This is a genomic window from Ruegeria sp. CL7 (assembly GCF_056536445.1).
In genome coordinates this window covers 1,639,004-1,662,290 of record NZ_JBQFPQ010000001.1, presented here as the reverse complement: position 1 = coordinate 1,662,290, position 23,287 = coordinate 1,639,004, and the positions used below count along the sequence as shown (strand labels likewise).

Annotated in this window: 21 protein-coding genes; 3 read left to right on the top strand and 18 right to left on the bottom strand. The window is 61.5% G+C overall.

Annotated elements, in window-relative coordinates:
• The first annotated feature begins 67 nt into the window (after positions 1–67).
• A complete protein-coding gene (locus ACR0LI_RS08350; RefSeq protein WP_171723661.1) occupies positions 68–508 on the top strand; it encodes a rhodanese-like domain-containing protein in 441 nt (146 codons plus the stop codon).
• Positions 505–1,329, top strand: coding sequence for a CE1 family esterase (locus ACR0LI_RS08345; protein ID WP_480718323.1), 825 nt, complete (start codon positions 505–507; stop codon positions 1,327–1,329). The genes ACR0LI_RS08350 and ACR0LI_RS08345 overlap by 4 nt, the downstream gene beginning before the upstream one ends.
• Here ACR0LI_RS08345 and mdoH read toward each other — a convergent pair whose 3' ends face one another.
• From mdoH to cbiE, 13 genes are all read right to left on the bottom strand, one after another.
• Positions 1,330–3,201 carry a glucans biosynthesis glucosyltransferase MdoH gene (gene mdoH, locus ACR0LI_RS08340; RefSeq protein ID WP_171723595.1) on the bottom strand — a complete coding sequence of 624 codons (1,872 nt, stop codon included), beginning with the start codon at positions 3,199–3,201 and terminating at the stop codon, positions 1,330–1,332. It abuts the gene before it with no gap.
• Positions 3,198–4,697 carry an OpgD/OpgG family glucan biosynthesis protein gene (locus ACR0LI_RS08335; protein ID WP_480718322.1) on the bottom strand — a complete coding sequence of 500 codons (1,500 nt, stop codon included), beginning with the start codon at positions 4,695–4,697 and terminating at the stop codon, positions 3,198–3,200. Before ACR0LI_RS08335 ends, mdoH begins: the two co-directional genes overlap by 4 nt.
• Complete coding sequence (locus ACR0LI_RS08330) at positions 4,694–5,911, bottom strand: OpgC family protein (RefSeq protein WP_171633647.1); 1,218 nt, start codon at positions 5,909–5,911, stop codon at positions 4,694–4,696. Before ACR0LI_RS08330 ends, ACR0LI_RS08335 begins: the two co-directional genes overlap by 4 nt.
• A gap of 28 nt (positions 5,912–5,939) precedes the next feature.
• Positions 5,940–7,310, bottom strand: a complete 1,371-nt coding sequence (locus tag ACR0LI_RS08325; RefSeq protein WP_171633645.1) for a tetratricopeptide repeat protein — start codon at positions 7,308–7,310, stop codon at positions 5,940–5,942.
• A gap of 179 nt (positions 7,311–7,489) precedes the next feature.
• The gene (locus tag ACR0LI_RS08320) at positions 7,490–8,674 is read right to left on the bottom strand and encodes a CaiB/BaiF CoA transferase family protein (RefSeq protein WP_171633642.1); all 1,185 of its coding nucleotides are present in this window, start codon (positions 8,672–8,674) and stop codon (positions 7,490–7,492) included.
• Positions 8,661–10,280 carry a thiamine pyrophosphate-binding protein gene (locus ACR0LI_RS08315; RefSeq protein WP_209547182.1) on the bottom strand — a complete coding sequence of 540 codons (1,620 nt, stop codon included), beginning with the start codon at positions 10,278–10,280 and terminating at the stop codon, positions 8,661–8,663. Before ACR0LI_RS08315 ends, ACR0LI_RS08320 begins: the two co-directional genes overlap by 14 nt.
• Positions 10,281–10,358: 78 nt before the next feature.
• The gene (locus ACR0LI_RS08310; protein WP_480718321.1) at positions 10,359–10,817 is read right to left on the bottom strand and encodes a DUF302 domain-containing protein; all 459 of its coding nucleotides are present in this window, start codon (positions 10,815–10,817) and stop codon (positions 10,359–10,361) included.
• Positions 10,818–10,875: 58 nt separating this feature from the next.
• On the bottom strand, positions 10,876–11,646 hold the full coding sequence (gene cobF / locus ACR0LI_RS08305) for a precorrin-6A synthase (deacetylating) (protein ID WP_171633636.1): 771 nt from the start codon (positions 11,644–11,646) through the stop codon (positions 10,876–10,878).
• Entirely contained in the window at positions 11,639–12,367 is a 729-nt protein-coding gene (cobA, locus tag ACR0LI_RS08300) for a uroporphyrinogen-III C-methyltransferase (protein WP_209833613.1), read from the bottom strand. The genes cobF and cobA overlap by 8 nt, the downstream gene beginning before the upstream one ends.
• On the bottom strand, positions 12,364–13,686 hold the full coding sequence (locus ACR0LI_RS08295) for a cobyrinic acid a,c-diamide synthase CobB (RefSeq protein ID WP_480718320.1): 1,323 nt from the start codon (positions 13,684–13,686) through the stop codon (positions 12,364–12,366). The genes cobA and ACR0LI_RS08295 overlap by 4 nt, the downstream gene beginning before the upstream one ends.
• Positions 13,673–14,467, bottom strand: a complete 795-nt coding sequence (gene cobM, locus ACR0LI_RS08290; protein ID WP_171723587.1) for a precorrin-4 C(11)-methyltransferase — start codon at positions 14,465–14,467, stop codon at positions 13,673–13,675. Before cobM ends, ACR0LI_RS08295 begins: the two co-directional genes overlap by 14 nt.
• Positions 14,464–14,844, bottom strand: a complete 381-nt coding sequence (locus ACR0LI_RS08285; RefSeq protein ID WP_480718319.1) for a cobalamin biosynthesis protein — start codon at positions 14,842–14,844, stop codon at positions 14,464–14,466. Before ACR0LI_RS08285 ends, cobM begins: the two co-directional genes overlap by 4 nt.
• Positions 14,841–16,040 (bottom strand): precorrin-6y C5,15-methyltransferase (decarboxylating) subunit CbiE, encoded by a 1,200-nt coding sequence (cbiE, locus tag ACR0LI_RS08280; protein ID WP_480718318.1) that lies wholly within the window; start codon positions 16,038–16,040, stop codon positions 14,841–14,843. Before cbiE ends, ACR0LI_RS08285 begins: the two co-directional genes overlap by 4 nt.
• Here cbiE and ACR0LI_RS08275 point away from each other — a divergent pair.
• Positions 16,039–16,770 (top strand): cobalt-precorrin-6A reductase, encoded by a 732-nt coding sequence (locus ACR0LI_RS08275; RefSeq protein WP_209547195.1) that lies wholly within the window; start codon positions 16,039–16,041, stop codon positions 16,768–16,770. The genes cbiE and ACR0LI_RS08275 overlap by 2 nt on opposite strands.
• On the opposite strand, the gene cobJ is transcribed toward ACR0LI_RS08275, so the two are convergent.
• Genes cobJ through cobN form a run of 5 tightly spaced genes read right to left on the bottom strand, consistent with a single transcriptional unit; the run spans position 16,767 to position 23,287 of the window.
• Positions 16,767–17,525 carry a precorrin-3B C(17)-methyltransferase gene (gene cobJ / locus ACR0LI_RS08270; protein ID WP_480718317.1) on the bottom strand — a complete coding sequence of 253 codons (759 nt, stop codon included), beginning with the start codon at positions 17,523–17,525 and terminating at the stop codon, positions 16,767–16,769. The genes ACR0LI_RS08275 and cobJ overlap by 4 nt on opposite strands.
• A complete protein-coding gene (locus ACR0LI_RS08265) occupies positions 17,522–18,250 on the bottom strand; it encodes a precorrin-2 C(20)-methyltransferase (protein ID WP_171633615.1) in 729 nt (242 codons plus the stop codon). Before ACR0LI_RS08265 ends, cobJ begins: the two co-directional genes overlap by 4 nt.
• Positions 18,247–18,876: a precorrin-8X methylmutase gene (locus ACR0LI_RS08260; RefSeq protein ID WP_152457460.1), complete on the bottom strand. Its 630-nt coding sequence runs from the start codon at positions 18,874–18,876 to the stop codon at positions 18,247–18,249. Before ACR0LI_RS08260 ends, ACR0LI_RS08265 begins: the two co-directional genes overlap by 4 nt.
• The gene (locus ACR0LI_RS08255; protein WP_171633613.1) at positions 18,876–19,997 is read right to left on the bottom strand and encodes a cobalamin biosynthesis protein CobG; all 1,122 of its coding nucleotides are present in this window, start codon (positions 19,995–19,997) and stop codon (positions 18,876–18,878) included. Before ACR0LI_RS08255 ends, ACR0LI_RS08260 begins: the two co-directional genes overlap by 1 nt.
• The gene (gene cobN / locus ACR0LI_RS08250) at positions 19,994–23,287 is read right to left on the bottom strand and encodes a cobaltochelatase subunit CobN (RefSeq protein WP_480718316.1); all 3,294 of its coding nucleotides are present in this window, start codon (positions 23,285–23,287) and stop codon (positions 19,994–19,996) included. The genes ACR0LI_RS08255 and cobN overlap by 4 nt, the downstream gene beginning before the upstream one ends.

Sequence of the window (23,287 nt, the reverse complement as noted above, 5' to 3'; positions counted from 1 at the left end):
ATAGAACACATGTCAGCGAACAGGAGGCTGAAGCTTGGCCGAGAAAGTGAACCGAGCCCGAAGATGGATGTTGATCGGCGCATGCGCGGCGATTGCAGGCGGGTTTGCGATCAGGGAATACCGTTTGATCCCCGAAGACCACGACGGCGGCCGGATAACGGTTGCCGAGGCCCATGAGCAGGCCTCGAAGGGAAACGTTCTGTTGATCGATATCCGCACGCCGCGTGAATGGCGCGCATCGGGCATAGGCGAAGGTGCCGTGCCGCTGGACATGCGGCGCGAGGATTTTGTCAAAGCACTGACGGAATTGGCTGGCGGCGATCCGGCGACCCCGGTGGCCTTGATTTGCGCGCGCGGCGTGCGCTCGGCACGCCTGAGCAACCGCCTGATCGAAGCTGGATTCACCAATGTGATCGACGTGCCCGAGGGTATGTTGGGTTCGGCCGCAGGGCCGGGATGGGTTCGGGCCGGATTGCCGGTGCGCAAATATGATGAGGATGCAGGATGATCCGGGAATTCAGTCTGGCGTTGGCCTTGGCAGTGACCGGGCAGACCGCTTTCGCGGGGTGTGCCGGTCAAGAGGATACCTGTGAGACACCCATGGGTGCCTATCACATCGAACTGCCCGACGCGGACAATGCGCCAATGGTGGTGTTCCTGCATGGGTATGGCGGCAGCGGGTCGGGCACGATGCGCAATCGCGGGATGGTCGAACCGCTGTTGGAGCGCGGCTATGCGGTGATGGCCCCTGAGGGGTTGGATAGGCCCGACCGGGGCGGCACCAAAAGCTGGAATTTCTATCCCGGTTTTGGTGAGCGGGACGAAGCCGCCTTTCTGACTGAAGCGGTGCAAGACGCGGCACGGCGGTTTGGCATCGACACTGACCGTGTCCTGCTGGGCGGGTTTTCCGCCGGAGCTTTCATGGTCAACTATCTGGCCTGCGAGAGCCCTGATACGTTTTCGGCCTATGTCCCGGTGTCCGGTGGTTTCTGGCGCCCGCACCCTGAAACCTGCAATGGTCCGATCCGTATGTTCCATACGCATGGCTGGACCGACAATGTGGTGCCGCTGGAAGGGCGCTTGCTGGGCGGAGGACGCTTTCAGCAGGGTGATATCTATGCGGGTCTCGAAATCTGGCGCGATGCGAACGGTTGTGTCGATCACAAACCGACCGGGTTCAGCGCGACGGGTGATTTCATGCGCCGCCGCTGGACCACCTGTGCCGAAGGCAGTGCGCTGGAATTTGCTCTGTTCCCCGGAGGGCACACCGTTCCCGCGGGCTGGGCCGACATGATAATCGATTGGTACGAAGGGCTTCCCGGCAGTTGATCACTCGGCCGGGGTCATGTTGCCTTTGCCTTCGACCAGTCGCTTCAGTTCATCGCGATAGCGGCGCGCTGACCGGGTAATGGCGGGTTCGCTGAAGTCTTCCCGCATTCCGACCATCTTGCGCGCGGCACCTGCCGAGACACCGCTGAGCGCGGACAACGGGATAGCCAGCGCAAGGCTGATGGCGATCGGGGCCAGCCAGACCGACACCAGACCGGACAGGATACCGACGCTCAGCGCCACTCCGCTTACGGTTTCCAGCGCATGGCACAGGATCAGCGTTCGCAGACCATAGGTGCCACCGTCGCGGGCCTGAGGCGACCAGCCGCGCTGAATGCCAAAAGCCGTACGGAACACAGCGATCATCTGTTGAACCATCAGGATCGGAGCGTAAAGGATCGACAACAGAACCTCGGCCAGGAAAGAGGCAAGGAATTTGCGCCCGCCACCGAAATCCGCGTAGCGTACACCGCTCAACGGCAGGGCCAGAACGCCCAGAACCTTGGGGGCCAACAGCATCGCGTACATGACCAGAATGATCAGCACGTGACGGGTTTCCGACATCTCGGGCCATTGCGGGAACAGAGGATTGTCGGGGCTGAAATAATGCAGGACAGAGGCATCCTGACCCTGACCGATCAGCGCCCACATCAACAATAGTGCAAACCACAACGGGGACATCAGATAGCCGACCGCGCCGTGGAACATGTGAAACCGCGACACCGCACGGAATCCGGAAGAACCGAGCAGTTTCAGGTGTTGCAGGTTGCCCTGGCACCAGCGGCGATCCCGCATGGCGTGATCGATGAGGGTCGGCGGTGTTTCTTCATATGACCCGCGAATACGCGGCAGAAATCGCACGGCCCATCCAGCGCGGCGCAGCAGGCCGGCCTCGACGAAATCGTGGCTCATGATCAGCTTGTCCTGACCGCTGAACGAACGCAGCTTGGGCAGGCCGGCGCTGGTGGCAAAAGCTTTGGTGCGGATAATCGCGTTGTGGCCCCAATAGTTGCCTTCTTGCCCGCACCAACGGGCCAGACCTTCGGCAAAGGCGATGCCATAGACACCATTTGCAAATTGCTGCATCCGGGCAAAGACTGACTGTGCGCCGATCAGCTGCGGATAGCTTTGAATCAAGCCCGCACCCGGATCGCATGCCAGTGCATCAGTCAGGCGATGGATTGCGCGCCCGGTCATCAGGCTGTCAGCATCCAGCACCAGCATGGCATCCCAATCCGCGCCCCAACGGCTGACCCAGTCGGCGATGTTGCCTACTTTGCGGTCGGTATTCTGTTCGCGGCGGCGATAATACAGCTCAAGCCCGGGTGCCAGGGTGGTGCGCAGTGCTTCGACGCTGGCCTGTTCCTGCGCCGCAATCTCGGGATCGCGCGTGTCCGACAGAATGAACATGGCATAGTGGTGTTTACCGCCGCGCGCCTGAAGATCCTCCAGCATGGTGCGGGCATTGCCCAACACGTTCCAGGGGACTTCATTGTAGACCGGGGTCAGCAGGGCCACCCGCAGGGGTTGCGCCGCGGTCCGACGCTCGGGCCGTTCCTGTTTCGCCAGCGACACCATGCCCAGCAAAACAGTGCAGACGGTAAAGGAAATCCAGAAGAAGTTGAACGAAATCAAGGTCAAAAGGATGGCTTCGACCACGTTGATGCCTTCCGCGCCGAACCAGTCGCTCATGACCCACAGCAAGGCCAGAGTGGCGGCCATCGCGGGCGAAAAAGCCAGCGCGCGCCAGAAACCGGCAGCGGATTTGTGCTGACCGGAAGGCGCATCGGCATCCCGGAACCGTGCGCTGAAGTTCTGCGCAGGCATCGCCAGAGGGGCCTCGGGCGGCATGATATGCAGATCGCGGCTCATGTGGTCCAACGGTACAGCCAGACCTCTGAGGCAGGCTGTTTGTCTTTCAACAATTGTGCGCGCAACTCGACATGGTTGCGTTCGCCGGGCTGGAATGAAAACGCCAGCCGTGGACCGCCGGTATCCGGGTTGCGCTGCAAGACGCCTTCCGAAGTTTCCGCATGTGGCGAATCCACAAAGACCGTGATTGCGCCCAGGTCCTCGAACAGTTCGCTGTCTTCAAAATCGATGATGGCCAGCCGGCCTTCGCCAAAGGTGTTCTCGCCCATCGCGGTGTTGATCACGCGCGGCATCGGTGTGCGCTGGGGTTCTTCCCCCCAGATCAGGCGATAGGACAGATCAACCTGACTGCCTGCCGCATAGGGTTCAGCGGGCCTCCAATAGGCGACGATGTTGTCATAGATTTCCTGATCTGCCGGGATCTCGACCAGCGTGACCGAGCCTTTGCCCCAGTCTTCTTGGGGCTCGACCCACAGGCCCGGGCGCTTGTGGTAATTGGCCTCGAGATCGGCGTAGTCCGAAAACTCTCGTTTGCGCTGCATCAGACCAAACCCGCGTGGGTTTGTATCGACGAAGGATGAGACCTGCAATCGGGTCGGATTGGCCAACGGACGCCACAGGACCTCGCCCGCGCCATTGCGGATCATCAACCCGTCGCTGTCGTGCACAGCAGGGCGGAAATCGTCGAACCGGCTGTGGTTGGTCTGGTCGAACAGGAACATCGAAGTTCCCGGAGCGATCCCTACATGGGGCAGGTCTTCGCGCGGGAACAGCGTTGCCTCGACATCCATAATGCAATCCGCGCCCGCCGTGACGTTGAAACGATAGGCGCCGGTCACGCTGGGGCTGTCCAACAATGCATGCACGACCATGTTGCGTTGGCCCGGTTCGGGACGTTCCAGCCAGAAACGGATGAATTCGGGAAATTCCTCGCCATCCGGATCGCCGGTTTTCAACGCCAGACCCCGCGCCGACAGTCCGTAAACCTCGTGCAGGCCAATGGCGCGGAAATAGCTGGCCCCCTGCCAGACGCAGAATTCATCTGTCTTGCCGGGGCGGTGCATTTCAGTTCGCAGGCGCAGGCCCGAGAAGCCCAGCGTGTCATCGATCGGCAGTTGCGGCACGTCTTCTGACTTGTCGAACATTTCCAGATCGAAGGCGACCGGCTTGGTCATGCCGTTCTCGACCGTTTCCACCTTGACGGTGCGCGGGAAATAGAGGCCGGGGGTGAAGAAATCCACGTTGAAGGGCGTGTCGGTTTCATACCACAGCGCCCGGTCAAGCCGGAACCGGATGGAACGGTACTGCTGATAGGTCAGATCCTGCCATTCCTGCGGTACCATCTCGCGTTCCACATAGGGGCGGCTGGCCAGATCGCGGGCCACCTCGATTACATAGTCGCGGTCAAAAGGCGTCTCACCGCTCGTCGCATAAGCGGATGGAGCGAAGGCCAAAGCAGTCGTCGAGACGAGGAATGCGCGACGGGTAAAATTCATTTCTTCGACTTCCAGGGTTGTGACTTGAACCAAGCTGCCAGATAGGCAACGCCGATGATCATCGCAAACCCAATAATGTTGGCGACGAAGACAGTGGCGACATCCCGCCCAGCCTGATCCAGCGCGACACCGATAAGCCGTGCCGCAGCCATGGAAAACACAAATACGGCAAGCGATTGCTGGCCGACCTTGGTGACGACGGCCAGCAGGAATTGCCAGATACGTGCGCCCAGACCATGACCCGTCGCGATCAGGCGGTGGCCGTGTTCGCCCGCTGCAACCCATCCCAGATAGGCCAGCGACAGAAAGTGGACATATCGAAGAAGGCCGAACTCGGTTTTGCCACGCAGCTCTTCGGTCAGGGGCCAGCCCTTGCGGATCACTGCGCCAAGCTCGGGTGCAGCCGTGTTGATCCAGGTGAAGACTTTCCATGACCCGAACGGGGCTGACAACACGACAAAGGCAATCGCCACCCAGATCAAGGATTTCGACACGGGCGGGGCCGGAATCCAACCGCGCATGAAGGCGAAGCCGGTGAAAAACAGCAATTGCCATCCGAAGGGGTTGAAGAACCACTGGCGCTGGGACCAGGGTTCAGCGGGAAGGGCAAGCGCGCCGGTTTGCGCGACGAACCAGATGGCCACGCAAACTGCCGCCATCAGCCAGAAACTGACTCGATAGAGCGCCATGTAAAGCGGCATAAGCGCCAGTACGACCAGATACATCGGCAGGATATCGAAGTAGTTCGGCACATAGGTCAGTGTGAAAATCCCGACCATTTGCGGGGCCGGGTCATTGAAGAAATGCTGAAGGTTCAACGACGAGACATAGGTTTTCTCGAACGCGCCGGTCTGATCCAACGCGGCCATTGTCATTGCAACAAAGAAGAACAGGGCAATATGCGCCCAATAGACCTGCCAGATGCGGTAGGCCACTCGGGCGGTGCCCATCCACCATCCCTTGCGCAGAAATGCCCCGCCAAACGCAATGGCCGAGGCCATGCCCGAGCAGAACACGAAAATCTCGGTTGCGTCCGAGTACCCAAAGCGGGCAGGAATCCACTTTGCCCAGGGGTCGTTGGGAATATGGGCGATCAGGATGATGAACATCGCGATGCCGCGATAGAAATCCAGACGCGGATCACGCGCACTGGCAGGGGCTGCGGCCGGGGCCGCAGCGGGTACAAAATCAGAAGCGGGCGATATGGTCGCCATACGTTTTCTGTCCTTCTTGGTCTTCTTGTTATTCGGCGGGGACGCTTTGGACGTCACCGCTGTCGCGGGCCGCGTCGATCAGGGCGCGACGCGCGATGGCATAATTGTCTTCGCCCCCGGCGCGCTTGGCGCGACGGTCATCCAGAATGCGTTCCACCGCGTCCAGGCGACCTGCGCGCAGGCCGGAATCAATGGTAATGCGTTCAAATACATCACGTTGCGCGTGGCTGCCACCGGCCAGTTGCATGGAATCGCGCGCCGCGAGCAGATGATCAAAGGCGGTTCCATAGTGGCCGTCACCAAAGGCCTCCAGGCCCATGGCCGCAGCGATACCGGGGTCTGCCATGCGGCGGGTGGTGTCGTCGTCGGCGCGGGCCGCATCCTTGTTCATGCGGTTTAGCATCTTGGCCGTGGCATCAGCGCGATTGTCACCGGTAAGCGCCAGCAGATAATGCAGATCCGCAAAGATCAGGCAGCCGTCTTCCGTTCGTGCGGCACTCAGATCAGCCAGCTCTTCCCAGCGATTTCCGACATTTACCCCCTCAAGTTCAAGCCGCATCAACAGCGAAGTGCCGTTTGAAATGTCACGATAATCGTCGGTTTTGTCCTTGCGGATATGGTTGTCATACAGTTCGATCACCTGATCGACCTGACCCAGATCCAGATGCATCAGTGCCTTGTGCCACCACACGTGGTAACGGAAGTTGTTGCAGTGGGCCCAGGCCGCCTCGCGACCGGCCAGCCAGTCAAGGCCCAGCTGCGCATTGCCCGTCATTTCGTGGACATGGGCCACCGCGTGCAGGCCCCAGGCATCATCGGACACCATCCACAGCGCCTGACGGCCCGCGATTTCGGCCTTTTCATAAGCGCCTGTTTCTTCCAGCGCGAAAGAATGACAGCCCAGCAGATAGCCGCGCCCGGGGTGGTCCGGCTCATAAGCGGGCATCACACGCTCGATCGAGCGGCGCATCCCGTTTGCATCACCCAGAACGAAGCGGGTCGCATGGCTTAGTTTCATCGCCAGGGTGTCCTGCGGATGGTCACGCAGAATCGCTTCAAATTTCTGAACCGCCTGTGCCTGTTGTCCGGCCAGATACAAGGCCAGCGCATCCACGTAGAGACGTTCGCGTTCAGTTACAGGTTGACGTTCCATCGCTGCGTTGGCAGCAGCCAGCGCTTCGACAGCAACCGCCATCATCTCGCGCCGCCCAAGCAGCGCCATGAACAGACCTTTGACCGCTTGACCCAGCGCGAAGTCGGGCTCGAGTTCCAGCACTTTGCCCAAGTGCTGGGGCGTGACAGCGGCATGAGCCATGAACCCAAGCAGAACACCATTCCACGCTTCGACTGCCGCCGGCTGGGTCAGGGTGTTCATCTGTCCGAAAACGTCTTGTTTCATACTTGGGTCCAATCTGATTGCGATATTTGACACTGTTCGATGTACCAGAGTGTGCGAGAGGGACGTAACAGTATCGACGCTGCTCTCGAATTGGTGAAATGACGTGTGCGAAAAAGATGAAAAAAACCGCCGATTCAAGGACATGTTTCAGCGACTTGTCGCCTAGATGTGCAAGTATTTCAATCCTCGAACGGGTTTTCGGCGCTCAGAACAGCCTCAGTATCGGCCCCGCAGACCGGTGGGGCGTTTCGATATGTTACAGGTGTACGAGACAGGTTCAGAGGATTCCCGATCAGGTTGACCTGACCCGGCTGGGCCTGCATGGCAATCTGCATCTGTCTTGCGGCCACTTGTTCCGTGTTGAACACCTGATCCAGCGTCTGCACCGGGCCGACGGGCACTTTGACAGCCTCCAGACCGGAAATGACGGTGTGGGTGTCCAGCGCCTTCACTGCGGGGCGAAGAATCGAATTCAGCGCATCACGATGTTCCAGACGGGCCGGGTTGGTCGCGAATCTCGGATCGTCTGCCAGTTCAGGAGCATTGATGAAGTTGCAGAGTTTTTTGAATTGGCCGTCGTTTCCGACCGCGAGAATCACGTGCCCATCGGCGGTTTCGTAGACGTCATAAGGAACGATGTTGGGGTGCCCGTTTCCGCGTCGTTGCGGAACATTGCCTGACGTCAGATAGTTGACGCCTTCATTGATCAGCCAGGCGATCTGAGAATCCACCAGCGCCAGATCGATCTGCTGGCCCTCGCCGGTCAAGTCGCGGTGGCGCAGCGCGGCCAGGATACCCACGGTTGCATACATCCCGCACATCACGTCAGCAATGCCAACACCCACTTTCATGGGCGCGCCCTCGGGGTCGCCGGTCAGCGACATGATCCCGCCATAGCCCTGCGCCATCAGGTCATAGCCGGGCTTGCTGGCATTCGGGCCGGTTTGACCATAGCCCGAGATTGAACAGTACACGAGGCTTGGAAACTCTTGCGACAGGGTGGCATAGTCCAGCCCGTATTTGGTCAGCCCGCCCGGTTTGAAGTTCTCGATCAGGATGTCCGCATGTGACGCCAAGCGTCTGATTTCCGCCTGACCCTCGGCCGAGGAGATATCCAGCGCCACGGATTTCTTGTTGCGGTTGGCAGACATGAAATAGGCGCTCAGATCCGAGCGGTTGCCCTGGGCATCGCTTACGTAGGGCGGGCCCCATTGCCGCGTGTCATCGCCACCGGTTGCCGGGTTTTCGATCTTGATGACGCTTGCGCCCAGATCGCCCAGAAGCTGCGTGCATGTTGGGCCTGCCAGGATCCGGCTAAGGTCCAGAACCTTGACACCCTTCAACGGGCCTTCAGATGCGGCCATCATAGCCTCCACGCTCAACTTCAGCAGCAATCACCGTAAATGTCTCAGCCTTTACAGCAGCTTCCAGTGCGGCGCGCAACTCTGTCCTGTTACGAACCGTATGGCCATTGCCGCCAAAGGCCCGGCCCATGGCAGCAAAATCATGATGGCCGAAATCCACGCCCGTGTTGCGCATCTGTCGCTGACGTTGTTTCAGCTCGATCAGGGCAAGGCTGGCATCCACGAAGACCAGAAAAATCGGGTTGCCGCCCATTTCAGCCGCTGTCGACAACTCGCCCGCAACCATCAGGAACCCCGCATCCCCCGAGAAGCTGATCACCGGGCGGTCGGGTTCGGCCAGTTTCAAGCCAATGGCCATGGGTACGGCGCATCCCATCGTGCACAACGCCGAGGACTGGATCAGCCCGCGTTCTTCGCTGCACGCCCACATCTGGCTCAGCAGAATGCGGTGTGCACCGCTGTCGGCCGTGGCCAGTGTTTCAGGCGGCAGGACAGCGCGGGTTTCGGCAATGACGGCAGCGGGCCCCCAGCTTTCATCGGTGGGGAAGGCCTTTGCCAGCGCGGCTTTGACCTGCGCGGGTTCGTTGCCCGGCCATGTTTCACGGGCCGGGTTGCCTTTGGCTATTGCCTCCAATGTCTCGCCCGTGTGGGCAACAAGGTTCAATCCAGCCTGATGCATGTAGTGGTCGTTGACCACGGCAGAGATATCGATGACGCGCTTTTCTTCCGGATCCCAGATCTCACGCCAGCCGGGGCGCATTTCGATCGGGTCATATCCCAGGCACAATACCAGATCCGATTGTTCGATCAGAGGCACAAGATGCTTGTCAGCCAGCGGCGACAGCCCCGCGCCGCCCAGACACAGCGCGTGATCCTCGGGCACGACGCCTTTGGCCTTGTAGGTCGTCACGAAAGGAATGCCAAAATGCTCCAGGAACGCCTGCACGACACTGCGCGAGTCGTCATAGAGGACATCCAGACCGATGATGGCGATGGGGCGTTCGGCCTCGGCCACCCAGCGGCGGGCCTTCTCAAGGCATTCCCCACCGGGGCTGACCGGCGCGACCTTGGCCAGCCGGCGGCGTTTCACGCCGTTAACAGGCGTGTCGGCAACCGAGATCGGGACATCGATATGAACCGGGCCGGGTCGTGGCTGCATGGCCAGCGACACCGCCTTGTCGGCAATGATATCCGCGCCTTTGGCTGTCAGCGTATAAGTGCCTTTGGTGATTGAGCGATAAACCCGGCTGTGATCCATGACCTGATGGGTATAGGTCAACGCTTCGTCCGCATCGACGCATCCGGTCAGAACGACCATCGGCACACGATCCTGCAAAGCGTTCGCTACCACATTGATCCCGTTCATTGCGCCCGGACCCAGAGTGGCCACCAGAATCGCAGGTGCACCGTCGCGATGATGAACGGCCTCGGCCATGAACCCGGCAGAGTTTTCGTGCTTGGTCAGATGAAAGGTGATCCCAGCCTTTTCCAGCGCATCGACCAGCGTCAGAACCTCGCCCCCCGGCATCCCGAATGCGTGTCGGCACCCCGCTTCATATAAGCGTTGGGCCAGAATATCCGCAGCGCGGGGCGAGGGGTCTTGCATCAGTCATGCTCCGATAGAACCGTTTCAAGCAGATTGCGGAGGACGTTCCCGGACGCAAGGCGGTTCACGCCAGTGTGACTATTTGACTGCGCGTTCAGCGATCGATTGAAACGTCGAGTCAAGCTCTGCTGCAATATCCATCAGGTTCTGACCGCCTTCCGAGGCGTAGGGCGCAAAGACGAAACTGGGGGTTTTATACGACAGGTTCGCCGTCCCGTCTTTGTTCTCGGTAACGTAAAACCGGATCGGGGCCTCGATCATCGCGTGGACCGAGGTTTCCAGAACCCGCACGGCGTAGTCATTGTTGAACGCGCCGATCACGCGATTTCCGGGAATCGATATCCCACGTGCTGCCGCCGCTTTGGTCGGGCCCGCCTGAGTCACGACGATCAGCCCGTTTTCCTTGATCGCGGCTTTGGTTGCGTCAACCAGTTCCGCATACGGTTTCTGGGTTGGGTATACGGCCCAGCCCTCGGGCGCATTCTGAGCCCACAGGGGCAACGCGATCAGGCAGAGCAGGGGAATGAAGACTTTCATCAACGCGTCTCCGGTATCTTGCTCTGACCTGTGTGCCAGACTTGAGAGTTCTGCGCAGTCACGAATCCGTGTTCGCCGCGCGCTGCTGCACGTCGCGTTTCTTCAGCACGTAGATATCCATGATCCAGCCATGGTCGGCTCGGGCGCGGGCGCGCGTGTCAAGGATCCGCTGCGCGACCTGATCCAAAGGGCCGCTGATCAGCAGCTCTTCTTTCATGCCCACATAGGCCCCCCACCAGATGTCATACTCTGCCATCCTGAGGGACTGGAACGAGCATTCCCCGTCCAGCATGACAGCGACTTTCGAAGCGGTTTCAGGCCAGCCTTCATCCCGGATACGACGCCCGGTGGTCACGACATAGGGTGCGCCCAGGTCATTGATCGGGATCGCATGAGCCGCGGTCAAAGCCTGCAAGGCCGTGATGCCCGGAATCACCCTGGTGTTGGGCTTGGGGTCCAGCCGCGCCGCAATGCGCAGCGAACTGTCATACAGGGACGGGTCGCCCCAAATCAGCAGAGCAATGTGCTGCGCCCCCGGGTGAGCCTCGATCGCCTCGTGCCAGCGCAGCGCAATGGCGTCGTGCCATTCGTCCACGCCGCGCAGATAGCCATCGTCCGCCCGGCGCCTTGGGATGTCAAAATAGGCTAACCTTGGCGGTGTCTCGGTTACCCGGTCGATGATGTCCTCACGCAGCCCGGCCAGATCGGCCTTGTTTTCGCCCTTGCGGGGAATCAGGATCAGATCGGCCGACCGGATCGCCTGCGCGCCCTGAAAGGTCACGTGATCCGGGTTGCCGGTGCCGATGCCAATCAGGCTCAGATCAATCATCTTCGAACTCCGCCAGCGGCCCGTAAAGGATCAGGGCCGGAGCCGTGCCGATCTCGGATTTTAGCTGTTCGGCCAAAGCACCGATGGTGGTGCGCGTCAGCTTTTGATCCGGGGTCGAAACAGATTCAGCCATCAGGGCAGGCGTGTCCAATGACAGGCCGTGTGAATGCAGCGCTTCTGCCAGAAGCGGGAAAGTACGTTTGCCCATGAATACAACGGTGGTGGCCTGAGAATCGGCCAGTGCGGTCAGGTTCAGATCGTCCGGCAGCGCGCCGCTGACGTCATGTCCCGTCACGAACTGCACGCGCCGTGCGGTCAGACGGCGCGTCAGCGGGATACCTGCGGCAGCTGCGGCAGCCACCGCAGACGGGATGCCGGGGATGATCTCGAATTCAATGCCCGCATCACGAAGGGCAACAAGCTCTTCTTCAAGCCGCCCGAACATGCCGCCATCGCCGGATTTCAACCGCACGACATGTTGGCCGGTCCGGGCGTAGTCCACTAGCAACCGGCTGACATGGTCCTGTTTGGGCGAGGGGCGACCGGCCCGTTTGCCCACGCCCACAAGATCGGCGTCTTCGCGCGCGTGGCTCAGAATCGGCCCGCTGCTGAGGTCATCGAACAAAATCGCATCGGCCTTTTGCATCCTGTTGACGGCCTTCAACGTCAGCAACTCCGGATCGCCGGGGCCCGAGCCGATGAAAGACACAAATCCGCTCATGCAGTTGCCTCCGCAATCAGGTGAAAGAACGTACCTGTGACATTGCCGCGAACAGAGCCGGTCTGAGGTCCTTCTGCGCCTTCGGCATCGAACACACGGGCGAGTGGCGCGTCAGGCTGATCCACGATCGAGGAATAGTGGAACTCATGCCCGCGCAGCGCCGCATTCTGTGCAAATCCCGGCATCGGGGCCAAGAGTTCCGCTTTGCGATAGCCCAGGTTGAATTTGCGTTTTTGGTACGACGTCACCAGCCCCAGCAGGCCAGCCATTTCATGCCGCACGCCATCCTTGTCGATCAGCGCATGACCCAGCGCCATATACCCACCGCATTCGCCATGCACAGGCCTTGTTTCCGCGTGCTTGCGCAGACCCGCGAGGAACGTTTGGGCGGCAGCCAACGTCCCGGCATGCAGTTCAGGATATCCGCCGGGAAGCCAGACCAGGTCGGCATCCGCCGCCGGGGCTTCGTCAGCCAGCGGCGAGAAGGGTAGGATTTCGGCCCCGGCGGTGCGCCAGCCTTCCAGCAAATGTGGATAGGTGAAAGAAAAAGCCGCATCCCGTGCCAATGCAATCCGCTGGGCCGGAGGGCGCGGCAGCGCGTCTGACGATGGCCCAATGGGGCTTGAGGAAGCCGCCTGTTTGATCGCCTCGAGATCCACATGTTCGCGCAGAAATGCGGCATAGCCCACGATGGCGCTTTCCAGATCCGGGTGTTCGACGGCCTGGATCAACCCCAGATGCCGCTCGGGTAGGGTCAGATCGCCTCTGCGCGGAAGCACACCCAGAACCGGCAGGCCTGCACGTTCCATCCCGAGCCGGGTCAGACGCTCGTGCCGGGGGCTGGCACAGCGATTCAGAATGACGCCGGCAAAGGGCAGATCGGGGTTGTACATCCTGAACCCCAGCGCGGTGGCCGCCGCAGATTGCGCCTGACCGCCGACGTCCAGCACCAACACAACCGGCCAACCCATCCGTGCAGCGGTCTCGGCGCTGGACCCATGACCCAACTCACCCGGCTTGGCCACGCCATCGAACAGGCCCATCGAACCTTCCGCCACCACGATGTCGGCGCCTTCGGCCTGCGCAGAGATCGCGTTCAACAAAGGATCGCCCATCGCCCAGCTGTCAAGATTGAACGAAGCCCGCCCGGACGCGGCTCGGTGGAAGGCAGGGTCGATATAGTCCGGTCCGCTCTTGAACGGTTGAACGGTCAGGCCATCCTCGGCCAACGCGCGCAACAGGCCCAGCATGACCGTTGTCTTGCCCGTGCCCGAAGACGGGGCGGAAATCAGAAGGCCCGGAGGGTTAATCATCACCATGGCTCCAGCTTGACCAGGGGCTCTCGGCGCTTTGCGGGCGATAGCGGCGGTCGTAATCTTTCGAATACAGGCAGCTTTCGTCGAAACCTTCGCCCGCCAGTGCCGGACCGACCATGATCAACGCAGTCCGCGAGATGCTGTCATCCAGCGCCTCTTTGAGCGTTCCCAGCGTCGCGCGGATGATCCGTTCATCCGGCCAGCTTGCGCGATAGACCACGGCGACCGGACAGTCGGCCCCATAGGCCGGGGTCAGATCGGCAATGACGTTGTCCAGATTGCCGATGGACAGATGAATGGCAAGTGTCGCCCCCGTGCGTGCGAAATTCTCCAACGTCTCGCCTTCGGGCATGGAAGATGCACGGCCCGGCGTCCGGGTCAGAACCACGGATTGCGCCAGCCCGGGCAGAGTAAGCTCGGTTCCCAAAGCCGCCGCAGCCGCCGCAAAGGACGGAACGCCTGGGGTTACGCTGACCGGAATGCCCATTTCCTTGAGGCGGCGGATCTGTTCCCCCATCGCCGACCAGACCGACAGGTCACCGGAATGCAGGCGGGCCACGTCCTGGCCGGCCTGATGTGCGGCCTCGATCTCGGCCATGATCTGATCCAGATCCATTGGCGCGGTGTTCACGATCCTTGCGCCTTCGGGGCAGTGGCCAAGAATTTCTTCCGGAACCAGGGAACCTGCATAAAGGCAAACGGGGCAGGATGCGATGATGTCGCGCCCGCGCAGCGTCAGCAGGTCGGCGGCGCCCGGTCCGGCGCCGATGAAATGAACGGTCATGTTTGTCCTCCGATGGCTATGGCGCATGTGGCCAGCCGGTCGTCTGAAATCTGTCTGGGTGAAAGCAGCCGCGCGCCCGAGCCAACAAGCTTTCCGGCGGCAGCCAAGGCGGATGCTTCGGCCACGCTTCCGGTGCCATAGGTTGCGCGGCTGCGGTTTGAGCAGGTGAGTGTACGTTGACCGGCCAGATCGCCTGCGGCAACGAAATGTAAGGGCAGAGACACCTCTTCTGCAAAGGATGTCAGGGCCGGATGACCTTCCTTGTCGGCCACGGTTGCCAAGGCGGCGACGTCGTGGTTTGCGGCTGCCGCGTCAAACGCTTCACGCAAGCTGTCGGCTGTCGCAGAAGAGGAGAAACCGAGGCCAGCAACGATCATAGCGTCACGCTCCACTGTACCACCGGATAGGCGGACTTCCAGCCGCGCCTTGGTCCCAGCGGGGCTGATTGTGCAAGTTCTATCCGAAGCAGGTCACCGCCCAAGTCTTCGTGCCAACGTGCCAGCAGGGCCTCGCTTTCCAATGTGACTGCATTGGCGACAAGGCGTGTGCCTTTAGGAAGCGCATCGCGCAGCCACGCCAGCAGATTGGCGCTCAATCCTCCGCCGATGAAAACGGCATCCGGCAGGTCGACACCTGACAGCGCTTCTGGTGCGGTTCCGTGTACTACATTCAATCGATCTTGCCCCAACGTATCTGCATTTCGGCGGATTCGCTCAGCCCGGTCGGCACGGGGCTCGAAACACGTCGCGGAAAGGGTCGGATCACACATCAGCCATTCGATGCTGATTGAACCTGTGCCTCCACCTATATCCCACAGATGTTCGCCGCGTTGCGGGGCAAGCGCCGAGAGTGTCAGGGCGCGGATCGGGCGTTTGGTGATCTGACCGTCCGTCTCGAAGATGTGGTCCGGTTTGCCAGACGTCTTGGAAAGGGCAGGTCCTGCACCGGAAACCTCCAGACCGACGCAGACCGGATGGTCGAACGTACCCAACAGCGCCTCGGTCAGCGTGACTGTTCGGGTGTTTTCGCGCGGGCCACCTAGGGCCTGCATCACATGCAGGGCCGAGTCGGCAAAGCCTGTCTCGGTCAGATACCGTGCCAGTTCCGCCACGGACTTTCCGTCACGCAGCAACAGGATCGCGTGCGCTCCCGGTGCCAGATGAGGACGCAAACGGGTTAGCGGCGCGGCGTGCAGGCCGAAGGTCAGTGTGCTTTCCAAAGGCCAGCCGAGCCGGGCAGCCGCCAGCGAAAAGGTGGATTGGCCGGGCAGGGCGGTCCATTCACCGGCATCGAAATTGCGCGCAATGACAGAGCCTGCGCCAAACCAGAACGGATCGCCCGAGGCCAGAACAACGGTCTGCCGGCCACGCAATCCTTTCAGGATCGGCAGACCTTCCGAGAACGGCACAGGCCATTCGACACGCTCCGCCCCTGTTTCGCGCAGCAATGACAGGTGGCGCGGCGGCCCCATGATCACTTCGGCCCGGTCCAGCACTTGACGGCCGGATGGCGACAGGCCATCAAACCCATCTTCGCCCAGTCCCAGAACGGTCAGCCACGGAGATTCAGACATGACAACCCTCCTGATCCTTGGTGGCACGACCGAGGCCAACGCGCTGGCCAAAGCTGTTTCGCAACAAGGCATTGCGGCTGTGTATTCCTACGCCGGACGGGTGGAAAACCCGCGTCCTCAACCCTTGCCGGTAAGGGTCGGCGGTTTCGGCGGTCCGGAGGGTCTGGCTGCCTATATCCTTGAGAATGCCATCACCCATGTCGTGGACGCGACCCATCCCTTTGCGGCCCGGATGAGTCGGAACGCGATCGAGGCATGCGCCGCGACGCGGGCGCCATTGGCCGCGTTGACCCGCGCGGCCTGGGTGTCGCAGCCCGGCGATGTCTGGCGTCATGTGCCCGACATCGCTGCCGCCGTCGACGCATTGTCCGGCGATGCTCAGCGTGTTTTCCTTGCCGTTGGCCGCATGCACCTTGAGGACTTCACGGTCCAGCCCCAGCATCGCTATTTGCTGCGTCTGGTGGATGCGCCCAATGAGCTGCCCTTGCCGAACGCAGAGGTGGTCGTCGCCCGAGGGCCGTTTACCGAAGCCGACGACCGGGCGTTGATGCAGCGCCATGGGACGCAGCTGGTCGTGTCCAAGAACGCAGGCGGCACGGGCGCGCGCGCCAAGCTGGACGCGGCGCGGGCGCTGGGCGTGCCCGTGCTGATGATCGACCGCCCGGTTCTGCCGAAGCGGACCGAGTTTTCGCAGGTCGCACAGGTTCTGGACTGGCTGTCTCATCCCTAATCCTCACCAGGAGTGAAGCGAGGGGTGTAAACGATGGGTGCGCCATCGCGCTCGATGACGCGCGTTCGGGATGACCCCACGATCACCACAGTCTGCATATCCGCCATGTCGGGCGTGGCTTCGGCCAGTGTCGAAATGCGCATCTCTTCATCGGCCCGCGATACGGCGCGGGCGAACAGGATTAAACGTTCGGGCTCACACTCTTCACGCAGGATTTCCAGCGTTTTTACAAAGCCTTCCGGGCGAGACTTCGAGCGGGGATTGTAAAAGGCCATCGAGAAATCCGCCTGTGCGGCAAGGCGCAGGCGTTTTTCGATCAATGACCATGGTTTGAGGTTGTCGCTGAGGTTGATGGCGCAGAAATCATGTCCCATCGGGGCACCCGCGCGCGCGGATGCAGCCAACATCGCCGTGATCCCCGGCAGCACATCGATCTGAAGGTCACGCCATTCCGCAGGGCCGTTTTCCAGTGCTTCGAAGACGGCCGCCGCCATGGCAAACACGCCGGGATCGCCCGAGGATACAACGACCACCCGTTTGCCATCGGCAGCCATTTGCAGCGCGTGTTGCGAGCGGTCGATTTCGACCCGGTTGTCACTGGCATGCAGTGTAAGGCCGGGGCGCTCGGCAATACGCGCCACATATGGGATATAGCCCACAACATCGGTGGCTTCGGCCAGCGCGGCTGTTACTTCTGGTGTAACAAGCGCCTCGTCACCCGGCCCCAGACCGGCAATCTTGACCCAACCGCTCATGGTCGCCGCCCCTGACCGTGCACGACGATGATCGAGAAATACGGGGTGATCTTCTCGCAGGCTTCAGACAGCTTTGTCACCGTCTGGTTCGGCATCTGCGCATATTCCACGATCCACGCCCGGTCATACAGGCCAGCGGTCTTCAGAGCGCGTTTCACCTTGTCGATGTTGCGTCCGATTTTCATCACGACCAATGCATCGGTCAGAGCCATGCGTTCCGCCAGCGTTTCTTCGGGCAGGGTGCCAACCAGCACGGTCAGCACGTCATCACCCCAGGTGATCGGATCGCCCGTGGCCGTCCACGCACCGGACATGCCGGTGATGGCTGGCACAACCTCGACCGGAGCTTCGTCACGCAACCGATTGTATAGATGCATGAACGAGCCGTAGAAAAACGGATCTCCCTCACACAAGACCACCACATCCTCGCCCTGTTCGGACAGGGCCTTGAGATGGGCGGTGCAGTTTTCGTAGAAAGCTGCCAGCAATTCGTTGTAGCGCGGGTCTGTCACCGGGATCTCGGTGGTTACGGGATATTCCATCGGAAACTCGACCGCGCCTTCAGGGATCATCCCGTTGACGATCTTGCGGGCCTGACCACTGCGACCTGGTTTGCGGAAATACGCCACATGCTTTGCATTGCGCAGCAGGCGATCAGCCCGGACGCTCATCAAATCCGGGTCGCCGGGGCCAAGGCCCACACCGTATATGGTGCCCATCTTCATTCCGCCCGGCTTGCGATGGCGTTGATGGCCGCCACCGTGATGGCGCTGCCGCCCAGACGACCTTTGACGATGCAGGATGGCACCGGTTGCGCCTGCCACAGCGCATCCTTGGATTCCACCGCGCCGACGAAGCCAACCGGGCAGCCGATGATCGCGGCAGGGCGCGGGCAATCCGGGTCTTCCAGCATGTTCAGCAAATGGAACAGTGCGGTGGGCGCATTGCCTATGGCGACCAGCGCGCCCTCCAGATGCGGCCGCCACAGCTCCAGCGCAGCGGCGGAACGGGTGTTGCTCATCTCGGCAGCCAGGGGGCGTACGCGTTCGTCATGCAGGGTACAGATCACCTGGTTGTCGGCGGGCAGGCGGAAACGGGTGACACCTTCGCTGACCATGCGCGCATCACACAGGATCGGTGCGCCATTTTCCAAAGCAGTGCGGGCCGTCTGCACGAAGCCGGGCGAGAAATGCACGAACTCTTCCAGTCCGACCATACCCGCGGCGTGGATCATGCGAACGGCAACCTGCTCTTCATCGGCATCAAACCGGGCCAGATCAGCCTCTGACCGGATGGTGGCGAAGCTTTCCTTGTAGATCGCCGCGCCATCGGTTTCGTATGTATAGGGCATCAGGTGAAGTCCATAGTCATGAGTGTTTCCGGGTCGAGCCCGCGTTGGCTGGGCTCATCCCCCGCGCGGCCCTGTTTGACAAGATCAAATCGTCCGTTTGCGCCCACCAATGTGATGTCGGCAGGACCCATGCGAGCGCATCCCTTGCTACAGCCTGAAACATGCAGGCGTCCGGCCACCCGCGACGCCAACGCCCGGGCGATGTCGCGCGTCTCGGTCTGCGCCTGCGGGCAGAACGGCGCGCCGGGGCAGGCGTCGGTGGTCATCAACGGATCGGTTCCATTTTCGACAAAGGCCGGGGCAGGTATCGCCGCCCCGCCTTCCAGCAGGATCAGCCGCCACGGGGTGACGCGCAGGGCGCAAGCGCCGCTGTCCTCGATCAGGTCATACAGCTTGCGCGCAGGCAGCGACCCAAAAGCCGCGCCGTAAAGGGCACCCAGTTCACAGGGGCCCGGTTGAAGCTTTGCGCCAACAGAACCGGGCGCACATCCTTGCCATTCCTGCGGCAGGGCGTCGATGACACGCGCCATGCGGCGTGTCTCGGGCGTGTAGGTTTCGGCAAACCACATCGCCAGCGCGATCACGTGGTCAATGGCGTCGGTCTCGGTCACGCTCCGCCCGGTTTCGCAGCCATCGGCGCGCAGGATCAGGCCGCCTGCACTGGTTTCCAGACGAATATCAGCCGAATCCGACGCCAGCAGACGTTCGGGGCCCGTGTCGATTGCAAAACCGAACTTTGCCGGCAGGGCCGGCAGCTCCGCAAGCCGGTCAATCAGTTCATGGGTCAGCCGAGCAGTCAAATCGCCCGCCTGATAGAGCGGTGTAACCAGAATATTGCGGCGTATTTCGATACCGGGTTCCGCATCCAGCAGGTTCAGCGCGGCAAGCTCTTTGAGCAGAGGCTGATGGTCTTCCTCTTCCACGCCCCGCAATTGCAGATTGGCGCGATTGGTCAAATCGATCGAGCCGTTGCCAAAGCGGTCAGCCAGATCGCACAGTCCCAGTGCCTGATCGGCGTCCAGACGCGCCAGCCGGGGCCTGACCCTGACGACCAGACCGTCACCGGACATCATCGGACGATGGGCGCCCGGGCACCAGCCCTGAACGATCGGTGCACTCATCTCAATCCCTCCAGATCAGCCCTGATAGAGTTCCGGCGCGTGTTCCAAAGCCCGGCCTCAAGCAGCGCGCGAAACCGGTCCTGCATGGCCTGACGCGCTTTGGGATTGGCCTCTTGCAGGAACGCGTCGACCTCTTCGTTGCCCAGAGTGGCATCGTGGTAGAGGTCAAAAAGATGTGGTGCGACCGTGCCAGACAGATGCGCGAAAGAAGCCATATGATCCAGCGTTGCCGCGATTTCGGCCGCCCCCCGGAAACCATGGCGTTGCATTCCGGCGATCCAGCAGGGGTTGGCGGCACGGGCGTGGACGACTCGGCTGATTTCTTCACGCAAAGTTCGGGCGCGCGGGTTTTCGGGGTTGGTGTTGTCCAGATGGTACAGCTGCGCGGTTCCGCCGGCGACCTTCTTGGCGGCGGCAAAGCCTGCCTCGTGCGTAGCATAATCGTTGGCCAAAAGAAGATCGGTTTCGGTCAGGTCCTGCAAGTGGACAAAGCTGTCCGCATTTGCAACGCGTTGGGTGATGCCGTCCTTGTCCTGCGAGATGTGTTCGCCTTCCAATGCAAAAGAGCTGGCCTCTAGCCATGCTTCACCGGCCTGCGCACGGGCCTCGTCGGTATACACTTCGGAAAGTTCGGTCATATTGACGCCGTAACTTCCGGGCGCAGGTCCATAGACCCGCGCTGCCGGCGCCTGCCCGGCATAGGGGTTCCAATCCGTCGCTTCATCGCGCGCGGCCAATGCGCGAACCGCTTGGCCAAACAAAGCGGACAGCGTCGGGAAAACATCCCGGAACAGGCCCGAGACCCGCAGGGTCACGTCCAGGCGCGGGCGGCTCAGGTCGGTGATCGGCAGAACCTCGATGCCGGAAACCCTCTCGGACCCTTTGTCCCACACGGGTTTGACGCCCAGCAGGTGCAAGGCCATGGCGAATTCCTCGCCCGCCGTGCGCATGGTGGCTGACCCCCACAGATCGATGATCAGCCCCTTCGGGTAATCGCCTTCTTCCTGAAGATGGCGCCGCACCAGTTCCTCGGCCAGTTTCACACCCTGAGCATAGGCCGCACGGGTCGGAACCGACCGCGGATCGGTGGTGTAAAGGTTCCGCCCGGTGGGCAGAACATCTGACCGGCCACGATAGGGGGACCCCGAAGGCCCGGCATCAATCCGCTTGCCTTCGAGCGTTTTAATCAACGCGTCGCGTTCGGCGTGGGCCGAAGGGGCCGGATCGAAACTGCCCGTCACCTCGGGCACGCGCCCAAAGATGTGCAGCCCGTCGCCAAACTGGCTTTCCTTGATGTCACAGACAAAGCGGTCGATGCGGGTGATGGCCTCGGCGGTGCAGGTAGCCTGATCGAGGCCGAGATCGCTTTCCAGCCCTATCGCCTGCGCCTCATCACGGATATCTTCCTGCAAGCGGTCGCGGCGTTTGGGGTCAAGCCCGTCGGCGTTCGAAAACTCATCCAGCAGCGATTCAAGCCGCACCATCCGATCCGGCGTGCCACTTTCCTTCATCGGGGGCGGGATGTGGCCCAGTGTGACGGCTCCGATCCGGCGCTTGGCTTGCGCGGCCTCGCCCGGGTCGTTCACGATGAACGGGTAGATTACAGGCAGATCGCCGATCAGCGCCTCGGGCCAACAATCGGCAGACAAGGCGACCGATTTTCCGGGCAACCATTCCAGCGTTCCATGCGCGCCGATATGGATCAGCGCATCGGCACCCAACCCTTTGCGCAGCCACAGATAGAAGGCGACATAACCGTGGCGCGGGGTGCGCAAGAGGTCATGATAGTCGTCATCCCGCAGCTCGGGCGTGCCGCGTTCGGGTTGCAGCGCGACCAGCGCCTTGCCGCGCCGAAGCGCGGTGAAATGGAAGGCCCCATCGGCACAGGCCGGATCATCTTCGGGCGCGCCCCAAACGGTGTGCAGATCAGCGCGCAGGGTCTCGGGCAATTCCGCAAGCGCATCCTGATAATCCCCAAGCGACCACGAAATCCGTGCGTCCAGAAGAGTGTCGGCAATCGGCTCGCCAGTCGCGATGTCATAGCCTTCTTCGTCAAGATCGGACAGCATCGCCTGGGCCGAGGCCAGCGCGTCGAGGCCAACCGCATGGGCCATCTGCCAGTCTTTGCCGGGATAGGTGGACAGGACCAACGCAGGAATCTGATCTGCCTTGGGTTTGTCGTTCAGTGCAAGCCAGCCCGATACACGGTCGATGATCGCTTCGATCCGGTCCGGTTCGGGACGGTGTGCAAAGCGCGCGTATTCCAGATGCGGATCGCGTTTTCCGGGTTCCTTGAAAGACGCAACTCCTGCTGAGATCCGTCCATCCACCTCGGGCAGTACCACATGCATGGCAAGATCGGCCGGGGACAAACCGCGTTCCGCCTCGGCCCAGGCTTTGCGGCGCGAGGTGGCGAGAGCGACCTGAAACACCGGCACGCCTGCAGCGTCCAGAGGCGACGTTCCCGACGCACCTTTTCCCGAAAACGAAGTGGCGTTGACAATGGCAGATGGGTTCAGCGCAACAACCTGTTCCCGCAACCATTCGGCGGCCACAGGCGCCTTGAGAGACGGGGCAAACAGGCCCACCGCCGCGTATCCACGGGCGCGCAGGCTGCGGATCAGGGCTGCGATCGGGGCGGTGTCTGCCGAGGTCAGGTAAGCGCGGTAAAAGGTGACGAGGATTCGTTTGGTCGTGCCTTCGAATGCGGTTTCCACCGGGATTACGCCGCGATCCGGACACCACACGCCATATTCGGGCAAGGTCTTGGCGCCCATCACCGGACCGGCATAAAGCCCCGCCGCCAAAGCCATCTGCGCCAGCGCGGCCTGTGCCGCGACCTCGCCGCCGGTATCGCACAGATGCGCCAGACGCCGCAGGGTCGAGACCGGCAGGGTGGAATAGTCATCCAGCCGCGTGTCCTCGCGCCCGTCGGCGGGCAGCACCGCCAGTGCGATGCCCTTGGCCTGCGCCAGCGCCAGAACCTGCTGCAACCCATAAGCCCAGTAGGGCACCCCGCCGATCAGACGGATCAGAATGCCCTTGGCGCCTTGAAGCGTCTGTTCGACATAGGTATCGACCGACAGCGGGTGTTTCAGAGCCGTCAAATTCGCCAGCCGCAGGGTCGGCATTCGCCCTTCCGGTCCGCCACCACGATGCCAGCCCGCCGCGAAAGCGCCTAGGTCGCTGTCCGAAAAGGACAGCACCACCAGGTCCGCCGGGCTCTGGCCCAGATCGGTTGGGGTCTCGGTTTCCTCGAGCCCGTGGCTTTCGCGAAAGACGACGTGCAT